This is a genomic window from Streptomyces canarius (genome assembly GCF_014650735.1).
In the GTDB taxonomy this organism is placed as follows: domain Bacteria; phylum Actinomycetota; class Actinomycetes; order Streptomycetales; family Streptomycetaceae; genus Streptomyces; species Streptomyces olivaceoviridis.
In genome coordinates, this window is record NZ_BMVN01000003.1 from 233,826 (window position 1) to 253,526 (window position 19,701).

A 19,701-nucleotide genomic window follows, 5' to 3' on the forward strand; every position below is an offset into this window, starting at 1 on the left:
GAGCGGAGGTGAGGCAGATGCCAGCAGCCGGACTCCGTAAGCGCGTCGACCCGATCCCGGGCAACCCGTCGCCCTACGGCATCCTCGGCGGCTGCGTCGACATCGTCGACGTGCCCGACGTGCACGAGCTTCTCGGCACCGAGTGGATGCCGCTGTCGTGCGCCGCCGCGCACGACTGGGAGTGGTGCCCCGACAACAGCACCACTCCCGGCCCGGCGACGAAGACGTTCGAGCGGCCCGGGGTGTGCACTGCCGCACCCATCACGATCTACGCCGGCATCACGTGCGGCACGATCGGCTGGCCGTACGACGAGGCCGTGCAGCACGCCCGCGAGACCCTGCGCATGGGCGAACAGCGCGCGCTGGAAGAGTGGTTCATGCGGGATGTCCTCTGCGACATGGCCGTGGACCTCACTCCCGGCGCCGCCGTCCCCGTCGCCCAGGGCGTGGCCGCACTCGAAGGATGGCTCGCCGAGACCTATGGCGGGCAGGGACTCCTCCACGTCCCGGCCGCCGCAGCGGCGCTGATGGGCTGCTGCAACGTGGTCACCCGCACCCGAGACGACCGCTGCCCGGAGACCCTCATGGGCAACGGCGTCATCTTCGGCGCCGGCTACGCCCTGAACGTGGGCGGCCAGGACTGCACGCAGGCCCCGGACGGCGAAGCCTGGCTCTACATCACCGGCCCTATCCGGGTCCGCCGGGAGGCGCCCGAGATCGTGCCCGGCACCGACGCGGAGAGCTTCCGCATCACGACCAACGACCGTTTCGTCCTCGCCGAGCGCTCCTTCGTCGTCGAAGTCGCGTGCTGCGAGGCAGCAGCCATAAGGGTGTCGCTGTGCCCGTGCTGATGATCACCGTGGAGCCGGCGCGCGCCATGCGCGTGGAGTTCGCCAAGTGGGCCGTCCGGCAGACGCCGAAGGTCCGCACCTGCTCGCCGAGCGCGTTCGCGGTCCCGCCCGGCCTGTTCACGCACATGCCCGAAGCACTGCTCATCGGGTCGACCGTCGACGGGCACCCCTACCGGTCCCCCGAGGAAGACGCGGCGCTCGCCGCAGCCTCCCAGTGGCGCACAGCGGTCCCCGGTGAGCCTCTACCAGAGGTGCCCGACGCGGCGTACGCCCCGGACGCCGTTCAGCTGCCGGGACCGGAGCACAGGCCGGCCCCGGCTGAGGCCGCGCCCTCAGAGGGGGACGGCGCGGCCATCACCTGTGACGTCTGCTCGCGGCCGTTCACCACCGCGCGCGGCCGTGACACGCACCGCCGACAGGCCCACCCGGAGGCGGACTGATGGCAGTAACGCCCACCCCGTGTGCCTGCGGTGGCGGCGGTAGCGGCGAGCCCGGGGAGGCATGCTGCGCCCCCTCCATCACCTCAACCCTGCTGTGCCGCCCGGACGGCACCACCGTGCTGCTGCTGGCGCGGTCCGGCTGCACCGCCTGCGGTAGCCCGCCAGCCGAGCCGGAACTGGTCGGCTTGCTCGATCCGGCGAACGGCGAGTTCACGCCCGGCCCGGCGCCCGAGGACGCCGGCCCGTGCGGCACGGAGGACTGCGCCTCCGTCACGATGCTGCGCCTGTGCGACCAGGACTGTGTGCCGTTCCTGCGGCACCTGGTCCACGACTGCACCGGCGCCGTCATCAGCAGCATGGACACCACCCCCGACGGCGTCACCCCGTACACGCCGGCCGGGACGGTCGGGGACTGCGCGGACTGCCAACGGTGCGACCCGGAGCCGATGTGCCCCGGCTTCGCCGGCCTCACGGGCCCGGAGACGTGGACCATCCCGGCCGCCACCGAGAGCGTCAGCCTCTCCGTGGCGTGCGGGCCGGTCACCGTCTACCCCTGCGCCGGGGCGACGGACGGCGTGCAGATCAACGAGTGCGGGGTCAGCCTCCAGTGGGTCGCTCCGGGCACGGAATGCCGGCCGGGCGTGCTGTGCGACTCCTTCCGCATCGAAGTGCCGGAGGGCAGCGCCGTCTACGTCTCGTGGCTGTCGGCGGGATGCGGTGACGAGTCATGAACGGAAAGGCGGACTGATGGCGGTCAGTGGCAACTTCACGAACTGCAACTGCGGGCCGGACGTGCCCGCGTGCGCGAACCCGACGGAGCCGGTTGCCACGGTGGGCCTGTGCCTCACGGACGGAACCCCCATCGCTGTCACCGTGGTGCGGGACTGCGCCGGAACAGTCACCCAAGAGGGCTGGATCGACCTCACCACGGGCCTCTACACGGCCGGGCCTCCACCGGCAGGAACGGCGGCCTGTGACACCGGATGTGTCGACACCGTGTGCGTGCAGCGCTGCGACGACACCAACGGCGACGGTGCCGCCGACCAGACTTACAGCGAGCTGTGGTGTGTCCGCGCGGACGGCACCGCCACGCTCGTCCTCACCTACCAGGACGACCCGTCGGTGCCGTACTCGCCGGCCTCCCCGGTGGACTGCGAGTACGGGTGTCCCGCAACCGAGACCCTGCCCCTGTGCGACGACAGCGGCCCCTTCCTGCGCCGCTACACGTGGCTGAACGGCACGGCCGGGTTCGAGGACTTCGAGCTGGACGGCGTCACCGCGCATGTGGTGACCGGTACCGTCCGCACCTGCGCCGGGGACGGCAGCCCGGACACGCCATGCGAGGCGCAGACGACGCCGGCCGCCACGCTCGGCTTGTGCCTGCCGGACGGGACGCCGATCGCTGTCCTCGTCACCCGGGACTGCGCTGGCAGCGTCACCCAGGACGGATGGCTCAACCTCACCACCGGGGCCTACAGCACCGGAGCGCCCCCCGCGGGCGCCATGGCGTGCGGCGACAGCCGCGCGTTCGAGCTCGCCGGGCTGCTCTGCGACGTCGACCCGAACACCGGGGACGTCCTCGGCCTGGTCCTCGTCGAGTACGAGTACAACCAGGACGGCAGCCTGGCCTCCGTGCGTCTGGTCGACCCGGCTACCGGCAACACGTACACCCTCAAGGGCGAGCTGCGGCACTGCCCCGCCGGTGTCGCAGAGCAGCCCGAGCGGGACCTGGTGCTGCTCTGCGACACCGACGCGGACGGCGCGGCCACCCCCTTCATCCGGGACTACGCCCGTGACGAGAACGGGCAGCTCACCGGGCACTCGGACTACCTGCTGGACGGCACCCCGTACACGGCGCTCGGGACCGTCGGCGTCTGCTTCGAGCCCGACACGGCGGACGTGGAGTCCTGGCCCCTGTGCGTCGTGAACGCCGCCACTGGCGTCACGGTCGCCCGGGTCCGCCGTGAGACGGTCTACGACGGCAGCGGCAAGGCGGTGACGACGCGGCTCGTCGATGCGATGACCGGCGCCCCGTACACGCTTCCGGCGGGCACACGCCTCGGAGAGTGCTGCGAGACCACACGGGAAGCCGTGTGTGTCATCCCGCTGCTGCCGACCTCCAAGCGGGTGGTGTCCAACCCCGGCAACAACACCAGCGGGCGCGTAGACCCGGCCTGGACCTGGGGACTGACCCCGGCCGGAGGTCGCACCGTCTACGACGTCGCCGGGCCAGCAGCGTGGACGACCCCGCGACCCGCCGGTGGCGGCTGGGTGTCCCTGACCCCGAGCACGGCGACCACGCCGCTCCCCCCGGGCGCCCCGGTCGACTACTACATGGTCACCGCGTTCGAGTTGCCGGACGATGCGGTCTTGGACGCCACCACGATCAAGATCGACACGCTCAACGCGGACAATGCGGTGCTGGGCTACGCCCTCAATCGTGCGGCGGAGACGCTGACCAACTCGCGGGCGACGTGGTTCAACCAGCCGCCCTACCGCGAGCCGGAGCACCGCATCGTCGGCGCTGCGCGGGGAACGAACCTCCTCGCCATCCGTGTCACCGAGGCCGGCCCCGGGAGTAACGGCGGAGTCCTGCTCGACGTCACCCTCACCTATCGTGTGCCGGGCGCACCGGAGTACTGGACGGTCGAGCACCGCGACTGCGGCGCGACCACGTTCATCGACCCGGACGGCAACCGGTACGAAGGCGGCCTTCCTGACGGGTACATGGCCTGCGGCGGCGGGTCCGGCGGCTCGTCTGCGCCGTGCGGCGACACCGAGACGCTGGTCCTGTGCGACACCGCGGAGGACGGCACCCGTCGGTCCTTCCTGCGGCGTCTGACGTTCGACTGCACCGGCGAGGTCGCCGACACTGTGGACACGGAGCTGGACGGTGTCACGCCCTACAGCCCGGCCGGCACAGTCGGCGTCTGCGAGGACGCGGCCGAGCAGTGCCGGAACAGCAGCACGCTCCTCCTGTGTGACGCGCCCACGGACGGCACGCCCGCACCGACCGTTGCCGACACCAACCCGACGCCCTACTACCCGTATCCGACCGGCGCACCGGTCACCGGCGGGCAGACCCTCTGGGACGGCGGCACGCTCGACCTTCCAGCCGGGACGGCACCGCAGCCGGGCACCACCGGTAGCGTCAACACGCTCGCCGCGACGATCCAGGCGCCCCGCCCGGCGTGCGACACCGGCACCGCCCACGTCACCGTGTCCGTCAGCATCCAGCAGATGGGCCCGGACGACGGGTGCGGGCCGACCGGGCATTTGCGCCTGTTCAACGGGACGACACAGGCCGCCCTGACCGTCCTGCCAGCGAATACCCCGGTCGGCTGGTTCGGCACCGTGACCGTGGAGGCTGACGTCCCGGCCGCCGACCTTGCGGCAGGCAACATCGCCGTCGCGCTGGCCCTGGACGCTTACGACGACAGTTCCGGCTCGTGCTCGCCGAGCCCGCGCCGCACCGGGTGGCAGCTGTCCGCGTTCACGACGGCAGTGGCGTATGACCAGACCGGATGCGCCGTCCAGTTCCTCCGGAACGTGATCACCGACTGCCAGACGGGTGCTGTCACCTCCGTGCAGGACACCACCCTGGACGGCCAGCCCTACACCACCACCGGCGCCCCCGGCCAATGCACACCGGCCGGTGGTAGCGGGTCGTGCTGCCCCGAACCGCCGTGCCCCGCACAGAGCATCGTGGAGGCCGAGCGGTGCGACGACACGGACGGCGACGGCATCGCCGACGCCTGGTACATCGAGCTGCTCGGCTTCGACTGCCAGGGCACGCCCACTTCGCTCGGCACGTACACCTGCGACCTGTCGGCGCCGTACGTGCCGGTCTCGCCGGTCGACTGCGACTCCCCGAATTCGGTCGTCGAGCGTCCTACGGGCGTCCAGGCGCACCGCGTACAGCTCGCCCCGGGCCAATCGTGGAACGCAACCCAGTACGGCACGCTGCGTACCGTGCAGGCGACCGCCCACGGCGGTACCGGCGCCATCACCACCGCTGACGGCGCGAGCACGCTCTTCGACGGCGAGACCGCGCAGTGGTCCATCACCCGGGACACGGACGTGCGGCTCATCGGGCCACTGACGATCACCGCAGCGACGGGTGAGGTCGTCGTCAACTGGACAGAGGGAGTAGACCTGTGAGCGGTTGCGGCTGCGGCCAGACCCCCATCATCCTGAGCAGCACCCCAGCCGCCGCCCGAGTGGACGTGGAAACGCTGCTCCTGTGCGACATCCTCGCGGACGGCACCGTGGCCGGCCTCGCCCTCGTCGAGCCGATCTACGACACGGGCAGCGGCGCCCGGGTCGGCACGCGAATCGTGGACCCGACCACCGGCGCCACCTACACGCCTACCGGCACGCTCGGCGTCTGCGGATCCCACAGCGACCAGTGCGCCCGGCAGATCAGCACCCGTACCCGCTGCGACGACACCAACGCCGACGGCACCGGCGACGTCACCTACGTCGAGGTCTGGGCGCTGGACCCCTGCGCCGGCGGTACCCCGCAGCTCCTGGGCACCTACCGTGACGGGGACTTCGCGCAGCCGTACACCCCTACCGCCCCAGCGGACTGCCCGGACGCCACTGCGGACACCCCGATCGTCCTCGGAACCGTCTGCTACGACGCCGGCGGCGGAGCGACGCGCACCGCCGCCGTCCTGAAGTGCGCGGCCTGTGGCGCCCCGGACATCACCTACCTCGACGCGGAGACCGGCGCGACACTGACCGCGCCCACGATCGTCCCCTGCCCCGCAGCGGCGGACCGCTCGACGCAGCTCCTGTGCGACGTCCAGGCGGACGGCAGCAGCGTGCCGTTCCTGCGCACGTTCACCAGCGACGGAACGACGACCAGCACGGCCGACACTCGTCTCGACGGTGTCACCGCCTACACCCCGACCGGCACCGTGGGCGCGTGCCTCCCCGTCAACGACTGCGCCTCGCCGACCACTCCGACGACCACGGTCGGGCTGTGCCTCGCGGACGGAACACCGATCGCCGTGACCGTCGTGCGGGACTGCAACGGCGCTGTCACCTCCGAAGGGTGGATCAACCTCACCACCGGCGCCTTCTCCGCCGGCGCCCCACCGGCCGGGGCCATCGCGTGCGGTGACTCCCGTTCCATTCAGGTCTCGGGGACCTTCTGTGACGTGGACCAGGCCGGTGATGTCGTCGGGCTTGTGCTCGTCGAGTACAAGTACGCCACCGACGGCTCGATCGAGTCGGTGCGGCTCGTCGACGCCACCACGGGGCAGACGTACACCCCGCAGGGCACGATCACCGTGTGCCCGGCCGGGACCGAGCAGCCCGAGCAGGACTTGGTCGTCCTGTGCGACGTCGCGGCCAACGGCACCGTCACCGCGTTCACCCGGGACTTCCGACGCGACGAGGCCGGCGCCATCGTCGGCTTCTCCGACTACACGCTCGCCGGGGCCGCGTACACGCCGACGGGGACGGTTGGGGTGTGCGACGCCTCCGCCGAGGAGATCGACCACCTTCAGCTGGTGCTGTGCGACACGGCGGCGGACGGCACCGTGACGCAGTTCCTGCGGCACTGGACGGTCAACAACACCACCGGCGCGCTGACGGCCGCTGGTGACACCGGCCTCGACGGGACCACCGCCTACGCGCCGGCCGGGAACGTCGGCGCCTGCGAGTCCTGCACACGGCAGGTCATCGAACGCTGTGCCTGCGACGACCCCAACGGTGACGGGTACGGCGAGGTGACGTACACGGAGCTGTGGGCCGTCGACCCCTGCGGTGGGGCTGCTCCCGAGCTGCTCGGCACGTACCTGGACGGTGACCTGACGAAGCCGTACACGCCGGTCGCGCCGATCGAGTGCACCGCGGCGGACCAGCTTCCCGGGTCGCTGAGCACCGGCGTGCGGAACGTGACCGGTACCGCGGCGCAAGACCTGGGCGGCATGTACCCGGGCCTCCAGAGTGTCAGCCTCACCGTTCTCGCGGGTGCGGTGAACGTGACGATGACCGACGGCTCCAACGTTCCCGTCCCGGCCGGGGTCACGCTCACCTGGTCCGTCACCAAGGACGAGGACAGCGCCCTCGCCGCCGCCGAGTTCACCGGGGGGTCCGCGACCTCCCAGTACCTCCTGAACTACACCTACCGGTAAGGAGACGGACGCCATGAGCGACGAAACCTTGCAGGCCCCCGAGTCTGAGGTTGAGGTCCGAAGCCCGCGCTACTTCACAAAGCCAGCCCCGGACGGTGCGTGATGGCTGGTAGCTGCTGCGGGAACGTCCGGATCCTGCCCAGGATCGACCCGACAGCGTGCAACGCGCTCACGCGAACGGCGTCCGGGCTCCTGGTGCCGCGCACCGTCCTGGAGGGCATCGCCCCCGGGACGGCGGTGGGGGAGGCCCGGTCTGTGGACATCGACGTCCAAGCCCCGGTCGCCGGCGCGTGCCCGGAGAAGTGGACGATCGGAGCCCGGCTCACACCCGCCTCTGGGCAGACAGCCGGAGTAGTGGCCCTTGACGCCGCGCCCGCCAGTACGTGGGTTGCCGTCACCGGGGCGCAGCTGGTGCTTCCGGAGGCCGGCGTCTACGAGGTGGTCGCGGACGTTCAGGGGTCCATCGCGTGGGGAGTCGGTGTCACCAACGCGATCATCGACGCCCGTATCTTCGATCTCACCGCCGGCGCCGAGGTCCCGCTGACAGCGCGGCGAGTGATCCTCTTCACCGATCAGGCCGCCGAGGGAACGAACGGCATCCAGGCCAACGCCTCGGCGGCGGCGCTGTACCAGGTGACAGGTCCGACAACGATCCGCGTTGAGGGCGCCTGGCGTACTGACTCGGGAACGACCTCGCAGAAGGTCGTCTGGGCGCAAAACTTCCGCTTCCGAAAGGTGAGCGACTGATGGCAGGAGCCTGTGGCCGCGAGTACCGAGTGGATCCGCGCCTCGATCCGGCCCCCTGTAATGCGCTTACTGAGACTGCGAGTGGCCGCCTCGTCCCGTCCACGACGCTCCAAGCGGGCCCTGGCCTCGCTGTCACGGCCCCCGCGGCAGGCGCCTGCCCTGCTACCGAACCTCGATCGCCGCCGGTATCGGCAGCGACACGATCTCCGGCTGCACCACGCTGCGCTACGAGCGCATCGCCTAACCCCCTTGGAGGCTCCTCATGTCCGGAACCAGCGGCAGCGTCTCGACCGCGGCCAGCGCGGATGCCGAGTGCGAGACCCTATGTGACGTCCAGGTGGACGGCAGCAGCGAGGGCGGCAAGAACGGCGAGAAGCTGCACGATGCCTTCGCGTCCACCGGCGCTGCCGGCTCGGACTTCGTGGTCCTGAGTACGCGGGAGCTGTGAGCGTGAGCGGAACCAACGCAGGGGTCTCCCTGGATTGCCCGACCACCCTCGCTAACGAGTGCTGGAAGATCCCCGGCTACCGGTACGTCAGCTATGACAACAGCGCGGCCACCCCGTGCGGCATCTCAAAGATCAACGGCACGGATGCCGGGATCTGCGGGCGCCCGAACGTCCGCATCACGTCGTGGATCATCAACGGCCGCAACGTGATCGGCGACCCGTTCACGGACGGCTGGGACGCCTGCGGTGTGCCGTTCCTGTCCGACCTGGCATCCACCCTGAACACGTGGGATCCGTTCGCCGGTGGGTGGACCGTCGCTGTCTCGGACTCCTGCGCCTACTTCATCCGCTCGCGGGCGCTGCCTCCCACGGGTACGAAGTACGGCGTCCTGACGGCCGTGGACATCGATACCGGTGAGAAGTTGACGTTCACCCCGGTCGATACCGTGGTGGCCGACCAGTTCTTCCGCCGGATCACGGAGGTCGACTGCTCCGGGGCCTCGTCCGTGCGGTGGGTGAACGACGCGGGCACCACCGTGGCCGCGCCGGACCCGGCGCAGATCGTCGAGTGCTCGGTGCAGAGCACTCCCGGGGCCCGGCCCACCCCGACCCAGCGGGTACGACCGCGCATCCAGCGGTACACCGGCACGCAGAGTTCGCAGAACTTCGACAACTACGGAGCCGACCCTCAGTCCGTCACCCTGACCGTCCTCGCCGGCGCCGTCCGCGTTCAAGCCGCAGGCTCCGGATCGACGAGCACCAACGGCGGCCCGACCACCTACGCCGACGATGTCACCGTGCCCGCCGGGGTCACCCTCACCTGGTCCGTGGACGGCGACACCACCGACCTCGCCCTGGACGGCGCCCTGCTGTTCACCGGCACCGCCGCAGGCGCGGACTTCATCGTCCACTGGACCGAGCACATCTACACGGACTCCGACTGATGGCCACCTCAAGCAGCATCCGAATCGACGAGGAGAGCTTCGCAGTCCTCGCCGCGAACGTCGACCTGAACACGGTCGCGTCGGGCACATTCGTTGCCACCGGCCTGGTGCTTACTCTGCCGAGCGCTGGCACGTACCATCTCGACGCCACCGTTCGCACTGTCCTCGGCACCATGACGACCGGCGAGGGCGCGTTCATCACCGCCCGCCTGTACGACGTGACCGCGAAGGCCGTCGTCCCCAACAGCGAGGTGCTGGCGCATCAGATCACCGTGGCAGCTGGCACTTCTGCGACGCTCCTCGCCTGGAATCGGTCAGCGCCCATTCAGGTTCGGTACACGATCCCGGGCGCCCGCACGATCCGGCTGGAAGCAGCCCGGGTCACTCAGACCGGCATCACCGACAGCGCATCGGTGATCTCGGATGGCAACGGGCGTACGACGCTGCGGTACGAGCGGATCGCCTGACCGCCCCGCTGCCCACCACCTTGCGCAGCCCTGCGCGAGATCACTGACTAGGAAGGCCCCCATGCGCATCCTGTCTCTCCTACCGACGCACGAGCCCCCCGCCTACCTGCGTGCTATGGCGGCGGCCGGGCATGAGGTGCACGTCGTCACTACGATCCGCCGGCGGGAGAACCCGCGGAACGTGGACGGCGTGCGGGTGTGGCCACTCGGCTACTGGTGGCGGGCCAAGCAGGCGGCTCGCCCCGACGTCATGGTGAGGGTGGCTGGCGATCGTCAGGCGGAGCGCCTGGAACCGAACCTGAAGAGGGTGCCGCGGCTGGTGCTGCCCCACGTCGACGCGGACTTCGGTGAGTTCGAGGAGGCATGTATCCGGCTCCTGCCCGCGCACCGGCAAGCGGTGGCCCGGGTGACGGTGCCGGAAGATCCGCTCGCCGGGGAGCGCACGAAGGTGGTGGCGTGGATCCACTATGGGGTGCCCTACCGGCGCGCGGGCTCGGAGACGATGCTTCAGACGATGATGCGCGCCCTGCGCGACGCGGGCCTGGGCGTCCTCGTCGTCTGCTCGTCGATGCCGGAAGCGCCGCCGTCGTGGGAGGCGGACGGCGTCCCCTACCTGCACCTCCCGCCGCACGCGGCCGAGCTGCTGTTCCAGTCCATGCGACCGCAGGTGATGGTGACGCACCACAACTACGCGGCGCGCGCCACCAGTCTGGCGCGGGACATCGGGGCGCGATCGGTGCTGCTGATGCACTCCGACCACGACTTCTCGGCTCGCTCCCTGTGGGCAGGCCCCGACCTGATCGTCTACAACACGGAGTGGGTGAGGGCGTCACTCGCCACCCGGTATCTGGAAGTCGGCCGGACGCCGTCCCTGGTCGTGCGCCCGCCCGTCATCCCTGGTGAGCACCGGGCGCCGGCCACGGGGGACCGGGTCACTCTCGTCAACCTCAGCTCCGACAAGGGTGTGTACACGTGGCGGGCCGTCGCCCAGGCTCTGCCCCAGCTGCCGTTCCTTGGTGTGACGGGCGCGCACGGCCAGCAGGTGACCGGGCCGGTCCTGGCGAACATGCGCGTCCTGCCGCAGACCTCCGACATGCGCGGCGACGTGTGGGCGCACACCAGGGTGCTGCTCATGCCCAGCGTGTACGAGAGCTACGGCATGGCCGCCGTCGAAGCCCTCGCCTCCGCAATCCCCGTCATCGCCCACCCCACGCCGGGCCTGCGTGAGGCCCTCGGTGAGGCCGGCACGTTCATCGACCGCGACGACCACCGGGCGTGGGCGGACGCGGTCACGCACCTGTACGCGGACGGCCCGCGCCGCGCGGAGGCGACCGCTGCGGCGCTGACCCGCAGCGCATTCCTCGCCGCCCAGGCACGCACCGACCTGGCGGCGTGGACGGACGCCGTGAACGGCCTGGCCGGGAGCGTGGCAGAGCAGCGTGGCGCCCTCGCCGCCACGACGGCTGGCTAGACTTTCACTGCCGATGGTTCAGGGCCTGGCTCTCTGCTGTGAGGGAGCTACGGCCCATGTCCTGTCCCCTGATCGCGAACGCGGACGTCATCCGGATCACGCGTGTCGACCAGTGCGGTAACCCGGTCTGCGGTGACGACAACGCGTTCGTCGCGGAGTGCTTCAGCAGCATCGCGATGAACAACAACGTGGATGACGGCGAAGACATTGAGTACAAGGCCGCCAACGGGAAGGTCTGCGGCTACCGCAAGGGCTGCCCCACGTTCCGTGGCTTCGATCTGGAGCTCAACATCTACAGCGTCTCTCCGGAGATTTTGGAGCTGCTGACGGGCCAGCCGGTCGTTCTCGGCTTCGACGGGACCCCCATCGGTATCGACACCTGCGGCGTGGCCTGCAAGACGGGCTTCGCGCTGGAGCTGTGGGCCGAGGTGATGGGTGAGGAGTGCGCGGAGGGCGCCCAGGGCCAGTGGCTGTACTTCGTGATGCCGTGGGTCAGCAACGGGCTCCTCGGCGATCTGGAGGTCGGCTCGGAGGCGGTGACCCTCCAGATCACCGGCTCGACCAGGGCGGGCGGCTCGTGGGGCGTCGGCCCGTACGACGTGATGCCGGTCGACGCGGCCGGCACGCCGGGCCCGATGCTCACCCCGCTCGGCCCCGACTGCCACCGCCGGATCTTCCTCACGACCACGCCGCCGCCCACCCCGACGTGCGACTACCAGCCGGTCCTGTGCGGCTCCATGTCGGCGTGATGGAACTCGCGGATCTGGTCGTGCCGGTGCGGGAGGGCGCCAACAACGAGCCGCTGCGGTACGCACTGCGGTCGTGGGCGGCGAACCTCCCGCACCGGCACGTGTGGATCGTCGGCTTCCGCCCGTGGTGGGCGGCCGGCGCCCGGCACATCCCCACCCACCAGCGCGGCAATTCGAGGTACGCCAACACCACGTCCGCGATGCGCGCGGCGTGCGAGCACCCCGAGGTGTCGGACCCGTTCATCTGGTGCAACGACGACTTCTTCGTGATGCGCCCACAACCGGAGCAGCTGCCGGTGTACCACCGAGGGCCTGTGCGGGAGCTGGAGGCGCAGTTCGGGCCCCGCTCGACCGCCTACCTGGCCGAGATGCGCAGGACGCGGGACTTCCTCGTCGGCCTCGGGCACGACGACCCGGTCTCGTACGACCTGCACGTGCCGCTGCCCGTGGAGAAGACCGGGATGCTGCTGGCCCTCGACACCGCGCCGGGCCACGACGCCCACAAGCGCACCGTGTTCGGGGTCCTCAACGGCATCGGCGGCACGGCCATGGCCGACGTCAAGGTGCAGCATCGGGGACCCCAGTTCGACGCCGGCTCGCCGTTCCTGTCGACGATGCCGGACAGCTTCGCGAACGGCGCGGTCGGCCGGCTCATTCGCGCGGCGTTCCCGGAGCCCTGCGCGTACGAGACGGGGAGGAGACGCTGATGCTTCAGCCCTACCCCTGCGCGCCGTGGCCGTTCGTACCGGACTGCTGCTCGCTGCCCGAGGGGACCAGCGAGGAAACGGTCGACAGGTGGCGGCGCGTCGCCACCAACCTGCTGTGGGCCCTGTCCGGGCGGCGTTGGGGCCCGCTGTGCCCGTTCACGGTCAGGCCGTGCCGCCGCAGCTGCCTGGACGGCTACCCGCTCGGTGTGCGATGGGCGACGGCTGGCCCGTGGGTGCCGTACTTGGGCCGGGACGGGCAGTGGCGGAACGCGTCCGTGTGCGGGTGCGCGAGCGACTGTTCGTGCGGGGAGCTGTGCGAAGTGCGGCTGGAGGGTCCCGTCCACGACATCGTGTCCGTCGAGGTCGACGGCGTGACCCTCGATCCGTCCGCCTACCGGGTGGATGCGTCGAACCTGCTCGTCCGCACCGATGGTGAATGCTGGCCGGACTGCCAGGACATGGCCGCTCCCTGTGGGGCACCGAACACGTTCTGCGTGACGTACCGGGTCGGTCTGCCCCTCGATGATGCGGCGCTCGCCGCGTTCTCGGCGCTGGTCTGTCACCTGGTCAAGGGGTGCGGTGGCTCGTGCGGCTGCAACCTCCAGCGGAACCGGAACCTGACCAGGGTGTCCCGGCAGGGCGTCGACCTTGAGTTCGGCGACCCGATCGCCATGTACACCGAGCGGCTGACCGGGCTGCCGGAGGTCGACTCGTGGCTCATGGCCGTGAACCCCTACCGGCAGACGTCGCAGAGCCGTGTGTTCTCCGTGGACTACCGGCGGCCCCGAACCACCACCCACCCCTAAGGCAGGCACGCATGGCACTGAGCCCGCTGGCGATCGACGAACTCGCCGAGACCGTCCTGGCGTGCGTGTGCGCTGCCCTCGATGAGGCGGCCACCGAGGTGGAGGGGCATCCAGGCTGCCCGGACTGCCGGCGCTGCGTCGTCCCGGGCCTGCCCGCATGGGACGGCTGTGAAGACCCGTGCACCGGGCAGGCAGGCGGGCAGCTGTCGGTCAACGTGACTCGCGTCTACCCGTCGACGACGACGGGCTTCCCTCAGCAGGACCAGACCGTGCGCGACGCCCGGAACTGCCAGCCTCCGCCGGTCACCGCGGTAGAGCTGGTCATCACAGTGCTGCGGTGCGCGCCGGGCCCCACCGAGGAAGGCTGCCCGCCCGGATGCGCGGAGCTGCGGGAGGCGGCGCGGATCCTGCACGTCGACTCGCTGACCGTCTACAACGCGCTGCTGTGCTGCCTGCCTCACACCGCGCCCCAGGGACGGCGAGGCCGGCGGTTCGTCCTCGGGCAGCAACGCACCGTCGGCCCGCAGGGCGGCTGCGTCGGCATCGAGCAGACCGTCACGGTGGCGCTGCCGCCGTGCCAGCCCTGCACGGAGGTGACGGTGTGAGCGTCCAGGTGAGGATCGAACCCGGGCGGATCGCGAGGTTCCTGCGGCTGCGCGGCGGGCGGGTCGAACGCAAGCTGCGGGAGCGCACGGCCAGGGTGGCCCGGATCGCCCAGCAGGAGGCGCCCGGGTCGATGGGCCGCTACATCGACTGGCACATCGAGGAGGGGCCCCGCGGCCTGGAAGGCGTCATCATCTGTTCGCACCCGGCGGTCCACTACGTGCTGAACGGGACCAGGCCGCACCTCATCAGGCCGCGACGGCGCAACGGCGTGCTGCGGTTCGAGGTCGACGGGCACGTGGTGTTCACCCGGCTGGTGCGACATCCCGGCAGCAGGGCAAACGACTTCATGGGCCGCGCCCTGCGGCTGGGCCGCTGACCCCGCTCAGGTGAACGACTGGGGCGGCCTCGTACGGGTGTACGGGGCCGTTGTGGTGTGCGGATACCCTCATGGGTGCCGACTGGTTGAGGGCCGGGCAGGGAGCGGGAGACAAGGACATGACCCGTGCGGAAGACCATCGCGCTCAACACTGAGCCTCACGTCATCGCGGTCGGCCCCCACGAGCTGGAGTTCCAGCCCGAGGTGTACGGGGACGAGTTCGTGGATGCCTACGTCGAGTTGCAAGAGGCGCAGAAGGCGAAGGGCGTCGACCTGGAGAACCTCGACGGCACCGACCCCGAGGCGCTGCGGAAGACGATGCGCGCGGTGCGTGTCTTCCTGGCGCGGCAGATGCTCCCCGACTCGGCGGAGTTCTTCCTGCGCCTGGACGTCATCAAAGACGGCCAAGTCCTGGAGTCCTTCCAGGGCGCCGACGAGGCGCACGCCTTCGCCGCCGAGCACCCGGGTGCCCAGGTCCGGGATGCGCTACGTCTGCCGACCCGCGCGGTCGCCGAGATGCTCGAAGTCGTCGTCGAGATGTACGGCGCGGGGAGTGGGAACCGCCCTACTGGGCCGTCTTCCGGCTCTGCGCCCAGGTCGCGGCCTGGTGGGACTCGTGGGACGGGGCCCTCGCCCTCCAGGGCATCGACCCCCACAAGTGGCCGCTGAAGCGGATGCTGAACGCGGCCGAGGCGCAGATCGAGGCCGGTGCGAAGGACGACAATGAGCGGGCCCGGAAGCGGGCCGAGCTGTACGCCCCGCCGAAGGGCTACCGGCCTCGCGCGGGGGCGTCGGGGCGGCCGAGACGGACCGCGATGAACGCCTCCGATGCGCAGGCGCTGATGGCCGCGATGGCGAGTGAGGACGCACGGCTGATGGGCCGATAGCGGATAATCTGAAGATCGGCCGCCCCGCCTGCCGGGGCGGCCGAAGCTGACTGGTTCAGGGCCGGGCAACCACACGCGAAAGCGGGTTGCCGTGGCCGGCGAGGACGAGGACTACGGGTCAGCACGCATCACGATCGACCTCGATGACACCAGGGTCGTCGCTGATGCGCAGCAGCTTGGGCAGCGGATCCAGGCAGCTCTGAACCGGGCGACGAACGGTATCGCGCGGCAGATCCAGCGGAACCTTCAGAACAGCCTGCGGAACCTCTCGGTGCAGATCCGGGTGGACCCGGACCTGTCCGGGTTCGATGCGCGGCTCCTGGCCGGGCTGTCCGGGATCGACTCGCTGAACATCCCGGTGGCGCCGGACGTCAGCTTCTTCATGGAGCGGCTGCGGGCCGCTCTCGCGAACGAAGAGGTCTCCATCCGGGTCGTGCCCGACCTGGACGACTTCGACGACCGGATACGCCGGCACAACCCGCCCGATGTCCGGGTGAACGCGGACGTCGACACGAACCGGTTCACGCGCTCGCTGGCGGGGCTGGCCGGGATCGCGGGCGGCATCGGTCGGACCCTGGCGGCCGGTCTCCAGTTCGGTGCGATCGGTATTGCGGCAGCGGGCGCCGCGCAGGGCGTGGCCGCGCTGGCCGGTGCGCTCGCCCCGGCGGTGGGGATCGTCGCGGCGGCCCCGGCCGCGTTCCTCGGTGTCCAGGCAGCTCTGGGCACGCTGAAGCTCGCCCTCGCGGGTGTGGGGGATGCGTTCAAGGCGGCGCTGACAGGCGATGCGAAGGCCTTCGAGAAGTCCCTGGAGGGGCTGTCCCCTGCCGCGCAGGCAGCGGCCAAGGAAGTCCGGGCGCTCAAGCCCGCGTTCGACTCGCTGAAGTCGAGCGTCCAGGGAGCATTCTTCAAGCCGCTGCGGGGGGACATCGAGGCGGCAGCGAAGGCTCTCGGCGGCCCCTTGAAGACGGGGATGACCGGCGTGTCAGCCGAGTTCGGGCGGCTGGCGTCGTCCGCGGCCGGGTTCGCGAAGTCATCGGCGGCGGTCGACCTCGTCAAGGGCGTCTTCGCCGGGTTGAGGACCGAGATCGCGGGGATCAAGTCCGACAGCGTCGACCGGCTGCTCACGGCCATCGCCCAGTTCACGGCCTCGACGCTGCCAGCGTTCCGGGGGCTGGGCGGCGTCCTCGACGGGGTGGTCAACAAGGTCGCCGCGTTCCTGGAGAACGCCACCAGGGCGGGCGACGGCCTGAAGTGGATCCAGGGCGCGCTGACCGTCTTCCGGCAGCTCGGTGGGATCGCCGAGAACGTCGGCTCGATCCTGAGCAGCGTCTTCTCGGCGGCCGGCGACGTCGGTGGCGGACTCCTGGCGAACATTCAGACGATCACCGGGCAGATCGCCCAGTTCCTGAAGACCGCGTCCGGGCAGTCGGCGGTCGGGAACCTCTTCGCGACCATCGCGACGATCGCACAGCAGCTGGGGCCGATCCTGGCCGCGCTGGTCACGCAGGTCGGGCAGATCGCGCCCGCCCTCATGCCGATCTTCCAGGTGCTCGGCCCGGCGCTCACGGGCCTGATCAACGCCTTGGGGCCCGCGCTGGCGGGGATCGCGCCGAGCCTCCAAGCCATTGCGACAGGGCTGGCCGGCGCGTTCGAGGTGATCGGTCCCAGCCTCGGCCCGCTCGGGCAGGCGATCGGCCAGGTCATCGAGGCGCTGGCGCCGCTGCTGCCGCTCGTCGGCCAGATTGTGTCCGTTCTCGCGACAGCTCTCGCTCCGGTGCTGTCGGCGTTGGCGCAGGCGTTCGAGCCGATCATTGAGGAGGTTGTCGCCGCGCTGATGCCGGTCCTGCCGCCGCTCGCGGACGCCTTCGTTCAGCTCGTCCAGGCCCTGACGCCGCTCGCCGTGGGCATCGGCCAAGCCGTTGCTGATGTCTTCGCGCAGCTCGCGCCGCTGCTGCCGCCGCTCGCGGAGGCCGTGGGGCAGATCGTCGCGGCGTTCGTCCCGCTGATCGACCAGATCACGGCCGCCCTGCTGCCGATCCTTCCGAGCCTGGTCGACGCCTTCATGGCGATCGTCGAAGCCGTGCTGCCGCTGGTGCAGCCGATCACTGATCTCGTCGTCGCTGTCGCCCCGCTCGCGGGGATGCTGTTGCAGCTCGTCACGCCGCTGATCCAGGCCGGGGCCGCCTTTGCCAGCTGGCTGATCCTCCAGGCCGTCGTTCCTCTGATTCAGGGCGTCGTCGGCATGCTGACGGGCCTGATCACCGCGATCACCTCGGTCGTCACCTTCATCACGAACCTGCCTTCGATGATCATGTCCGGGCTATCGACGCTCGGCTCGATGATCTCGACCGCGTTCGGCGCGATCGTCACGTTCTTCCAGAACCTGCCGTCGATGATCATGTCAGCGCTCTCGGCACTGCCTGGCCTGCTGTCGACGCTGTTCCACGGCGCGCTACAGGCCGTCGGCACGGTCATCGGCACCGGCATCGGCGTGGTCATCCTGCTGTTCACGCGGGTGCCCGGCATGATCCTGAACGCCCTGTCCCGGCTCGGGTCGACGCTGGCCAGCTTGTTCACGTCCGCATGGGCCTCGGCGCGCTCGGCGACCAGCTCGGGCATCTCGTCTGTTGTCAGCTTCTTCTCTCAGCTGCCTGGCCGCGCGGTCTCCGCGATCTCGTCGCTGCCGGGCCGGGCGGCGTCGGTGCTGCGCTCGGCCGGCTCGTCCATGCTCGGCGCGGCTCGGTCGGCCGGCTCGTCGGTCGTGTCGTACTTTTCCGGTCTGCCGGGGAGGATCCGGGGCGCCCTGTCGGGTGCCGCGTCCACGCTCGCCGGTGTCGGCCGCGACCTGGTCCGCGGTCTCATCGGCGGCATCAGGGCCATGGCCGGGGCAGCGGCTTCGGCGGCGAAGGAAGTCGTCAACTCGGCGATCAGCGCGGCGAAGAACGTGCTGAAGATCGGATCGCCGTCGAAGGTGTTCATCCAGATCGGTAAGGACACCGGCAAGGGCTTCGTGATCGGTCTCACCGGTTCGGCGACGGAGATCAAGCAGACCACCGAGAAGATCGCGCAGGACATCCGGGACGCCTTCAAGGGCAAGAACACCAAGCTGGACGACCAGCTGCTGAGGCTGGTGTCGGACGGCAACAAGAAGCTGACCAAGCTGGCGAACCAGCGCGACGCCATCGCCAAGCAAATCGCCGACGCGCGCAAGTTCGCGACGGACACCGCGGCGTCCGCGTTGCAAGGGTTCAGCCTCCAGAACCTCACCCAGGGCGGGATCAGCAAGTTCAACATCACGGAGGGCCTGGACCAGGCCATCACCCAGGTGAAGAACTTCACCAAGCAGATCAACGACCTGTCCAAGCGCGGCCTGCGGAAGGACCTGTTGCAGCAGATCATCGCGCTCGGCCCACAGCAGGGCGCGCAGCTCGCAGCGTTCCTGTCGACCCAGTCCACGGCCAGCCTGAAGCAGATCAACTCGCTTCAGAAGCAGCTCGTCGACGCGACGAACAGCCTCGGCAAGTCCGCCGCCGACGACCTGTTCGACGCGGGGAAGCAGGCCAGCAAGGGCTTCTTGGCCGGGTTGAAGGCGCAGGAAAAAGACATCGACGATCTGATGCTGAAGATCGCGCTGTCCATGCAGAAGAGCATCCGGAAGGCCCTCGGGATCAAGTCGCCGTCGCGGGTATTCATGAAGATCGGCGACCTCACTGGCCTCGGTCTTCAGCAGGGTTTCCTCGGCCGCCTGGGCGACTTGGCCAATTCGGCGAAGACGTCGGCCCGCCGGCTCACCGACGCGGTCAGCCAGCCACTGGCCGGCCTCACGAACGTGGTGTCCGGGCCGGTGGTTCAGCCGTCGCTCGGCGACCTCACCGCGGCCGGTCTCGTCGTGCCGGTGCCCGCGCAGCGCGCCGCGAGCGGCCTCGGCACGGTGCGCAGCCCGATCGGCGCGCAGATCACGAACAACATCACCGTGCAGGCCGCCGACGACCCCGAGCAGACAGCGCGCGCGGTGATGCGGCGCATCGCGCTGGCGAACCTGACCTGAGAGAGGTG

At 70.3% G+C, this 19,701-nt stretch carries 18 protein-coding genes; all 18 read left to right on the top strand.

Annotation, left to right across the window (positions count from 1 at the left end; all coding sequences use genetic code 11):
- Nucleotides 1–17: 17 nt before the first annotated feature.
- The 18 genes from IE294_RS05870 to IE294_RS05955 all read left to right on the top strand — a co-directional run bounded on the left by IE294_RS05870 (nt 18) and on the right by IE294_RS05955 (nt 19,693).
- Nucleotides 18–851, top strand: coding sequence for a cupin (locus IE294_RS05870; protein ID WP_189882943.1), 834 nt, complete (start codon nt 18–20; stop codon nt 849–851).
- The gene (locus tag IE294_RS05875; RefSeq protein ID WP_189882945.1) at nt 839–1,291 is read left to right on the top strand and encodes a hypothetical protein; all 453 of its coding nucleotides are present in this window, start codon (nt 839–841) and stop codon (nt 1,289–1,291) included. Before IE294_RS05870 ends, IE294_RS05875 begins: the two co-directional genes overlap by 13 nt.
- Nucleotides 1,291–2,022, top strand: a complete 732-nt coding sequence (locus IE294_RS05880) for a hypothetical protein (protein WP_189882947.1) — start codon at nt 1,291–1,293, stop codon at nt 2,020–2,022. Before IE294_RS05875 ends, IE294_RS05880 begins: the two co-directional genes overlap by 1 nt.
- Nucleotides 2,023–2,038: 16 nt before the next feature.
- Nucleotides 2,039–5,452, top strand: coding sequence for a hypothetical protein (locus IE294_RS05885; RefSeq protein ID WP_189882949.1), 3,414 nt, complete (start codon nt 2,039–2,041; stop codon nt 5,450–5,452).
- Between the two features lie 65 nt (nt 5,453–5,517).
- A complete protein-coding gene (locus IE294_RS05890) occupies nt 5,518–7,437 on the top strand; it encodes a hypothetical protein (RefSeq protein ID WP_189882951.1) in 1,920 nt (639 codons plus the stop codon).
- Between the two features lie 255 nt (nt 7,438–7,692).
- The gene (locus IE294_RS05895) at nt 7,693–8,184 is read left to right on the top strand and encodes a hypothetical protein (RefSeq protein ID WP_189882953.1); all 492 of its coding nucleotides are present in this window, start codon (nt 7,693–7,695) and stop codon (nt 8,182–8,184) included.
- A 262-nt stretch (nt 8,185–8,446) separates the two neighbouring features.
- Nucleotides 8,447–8,632 (top strand): hypothetical protein, encoded by a 186-nt coding sequence (locus tag IE294_RS05900; protein ID WP_189882955.1) that lies wholly within the window; start codon nt 8,447–8,449, stop codon nt 8,630–8,632.
- Nucleotides 8,633–8,634: 2 nt separating this feature from the next.
- The gene (locus IE294_RS05905; protein ID WP_189882957.1) at nt 8,635–9,576 is read left to right on the top strand and encodes a hypothetical protein; all 942 of its coding nucleotides are present in this window, start codon (nt 8,635–8,637) and stop codon (nt 9,574–9,576) included.
- Complete coding sequence (locus IE294_RS05910) at nt 9,576–10,043, top strand: hypothetical protein (protein ID WP_189882958.1); 468 nt, start codon at nt 9,576–9,578, stop codon at nt 10,041–10,043. The genes IE294_RS05905 and IE294_RS05910 overlap by 1 nt, the downstream gene beginning before the upstream one ends.
- Nucleotides 10,044–10,104: 61 nt before the next feature.
- Nucleotides 10,105–11,514, top strand: coding sequence for a glycosyltransferase family 4 protein (locus IE294_RS05915; RefSeq protein WP_189882960.1), 1,410 nt, complete (start codon nt 10,105–10,107; stop codon nt 11,512–11,514).
- A gap of 56 nt (nt 11,515–11,570) precedes the next feature.
- Nucleotides 11,571–12,263 (top strand): hypothetical protein, encoded by a 693-nt coding sequence (locus tag IE294_RS05920; protein WP_189882962.1) that lies wholly within the window; start codon nt 11,571–11,573, stop codon nt 12,261–12,263.
- Nucleotides 12,263–12,970 (top strand): hypothetical protein, encoded by a 708-nt coding sequence (locus IE294_RS05925; protein ID WP_189883352.1) that lies wholly within the window; start codon nt 12,263–12,265, stop codon nt 12,968–12,970. The genes IE294_RS05920 and IE294_RS05925 overlap by 1 nt, the downstream gene beginning before the upstream one ends.
- Nucleotides 12,970–13,776 carry a hypothetical protein gene (locus tag IE294_RS05930; protein WP_229917026.1) on the top strand — a complete coding sequence of 269 codons (807 nt, stop codon included), beginning with the start codon at nt 12,970–12,972 and terminating at the stop codon, nt 13,774–13,776. The genes IE294_RS05925 and IE294_RS05930 overlap by 1 nt, the downstream gene beginning before the upstream one ends.
- Nucleotides 13,777–13,787: 11 nt before the next feature.
- Entirely contained in the window at nt 13,788–14,381 is a 594-nt protein-coding gene (locus IE294_RS05935; protein WP_189882964.1) for a hypothetical protein, read from the top strand.
- A complete protein-coding gene (locus tag IE294_RS05940) occupies nt 14,378–14,758 on the top strand; it encodes a hypothetical protein (protein ID WP_189882966.1) in 381 nt (126 codons plus the stop codon). The genes IE294_RS05935 and IE294_RS05940 overlap by 4 nt, the downstream gene beginning before the upstream one ends.
- A 126-nt stretch (nt 14,759–14,884) precedes the next feature.
- Nucleotides 14,885–15,427: a hypothetical protein gene (locus tag IE294_RS05945; RefSeq protein WP_189882968.1), complete on the top strand. Its 543-nt coding sequence runs from the start codon at nt 14,885–14,887 to the stop codon at nt 15,425–15,427.
- A gap of 5 nt (nt 15,428–15,432) precedes the next feature.
- On the top strand, nt 15,433–15,645 hold the full coding sequence (locus IE294_RS05950; protein ID WP_189882970.1) for a hypothetical protein: 213 nt from the start codon (nt 15,433–15,435) through the stop codon (nt 15,643–15,645).
- Between the two features lie 91 nt (nt 15,646–15,736).
- The gene (locus IE294_RS05955) at nt 15,737–19,693 is read left to right on the top strand and encodes a phage tail protein (RefSeq protein WP_189882973.1); all 3,957 of its coding nucleotides are present in this window, start codon (nt 15,737–15,739) and stop codon (nt 19,691–19,693) included.
- Nucleotides 19,694–19,701 lie beyond the last annotated feature (8 nt).

Excerpts from the sequence above, each read along its gene's own strand:
- IE294_RS05900 (WP_189882955.1), top strand. The coding sequence starts at position 8,447 with ATGTCCGGAACCAGCGGCAGCGTCTCGACCGCGGCCAGCGCGGATGCC.
- IE294_RS05925 (WP_189883352.1), top strand. The coding sequence starts at position 12,263 with ATGGAACTCGCGGATCTGGTCGTGCCGGTGCGGGAGGGCGCCAACAAC.
- IE294_RS05885 (WP_189882949.1), top strand. The coding sequence starts at position 2,039 with ATGGCGGTCAGTGGCAACTTCACGAACTGCAACTGCGGGCCGGACGTG.
- IE294_RS05935 (WP_189882964.1), top strand. The coding sequence starts at position 13,788 with ATGGCACTGAGCCCGCTGGCGATCGACGAACTCGCCGAGACCGTCCTG.
- IE294_RS05880 (WP_189882947.1), top strand. The coding sequence starts at position 1,291 with ATGGCAGTAACGCCCACCCCGTGTGCCTGCGGTGGCGGCGGTAGCGGC.
- IE294_RS05870 (WP_189882943.1), top strand. The coding sequence starts at position 18 with ATGCCAGCAGCCGGACTCCGTAAGCGCGTCGACCCGATCCCGGGCAAC.
- IE294_RS05930 (WP_229917026.1), top strand. The coding sequence starts at position 12,970 with ATGCTTCAGCCCTACCCCTGCGCGCCGTGGCCGTTCGTACCGGACTGC.
- IE294_RS05950 (WP_189882970.1), top strand. The coding sequence starts at position 15,433 with ATGCTGAACGCGGCCGAGGCGCAGATCGAGGCCGGTGCGAAGGACGAC.
- IE294_RS05910 (WP_189882958.1), top strand. The coding sequence starts at position 9,576 with ATGGCCACCTCAAGCAGCATCCGAATCGACGAGGAGAGCTTCGCAGTC.
- IE294_RS05920 (WP_189882962.1), top strand. The coding sequence starts at position 11,571 with ATGTCCTGTCCCCTGATCGCGAACGCGGACGTCATCCGGATCACGCGT.
- IE294_RS05915 (WP_189882960.1), top strand. The coding sequence starts at position 10,105 with ATGCGCATCCTGTCTCTCCTACCGACGCACGAGCCCCCCGCCTACCTG.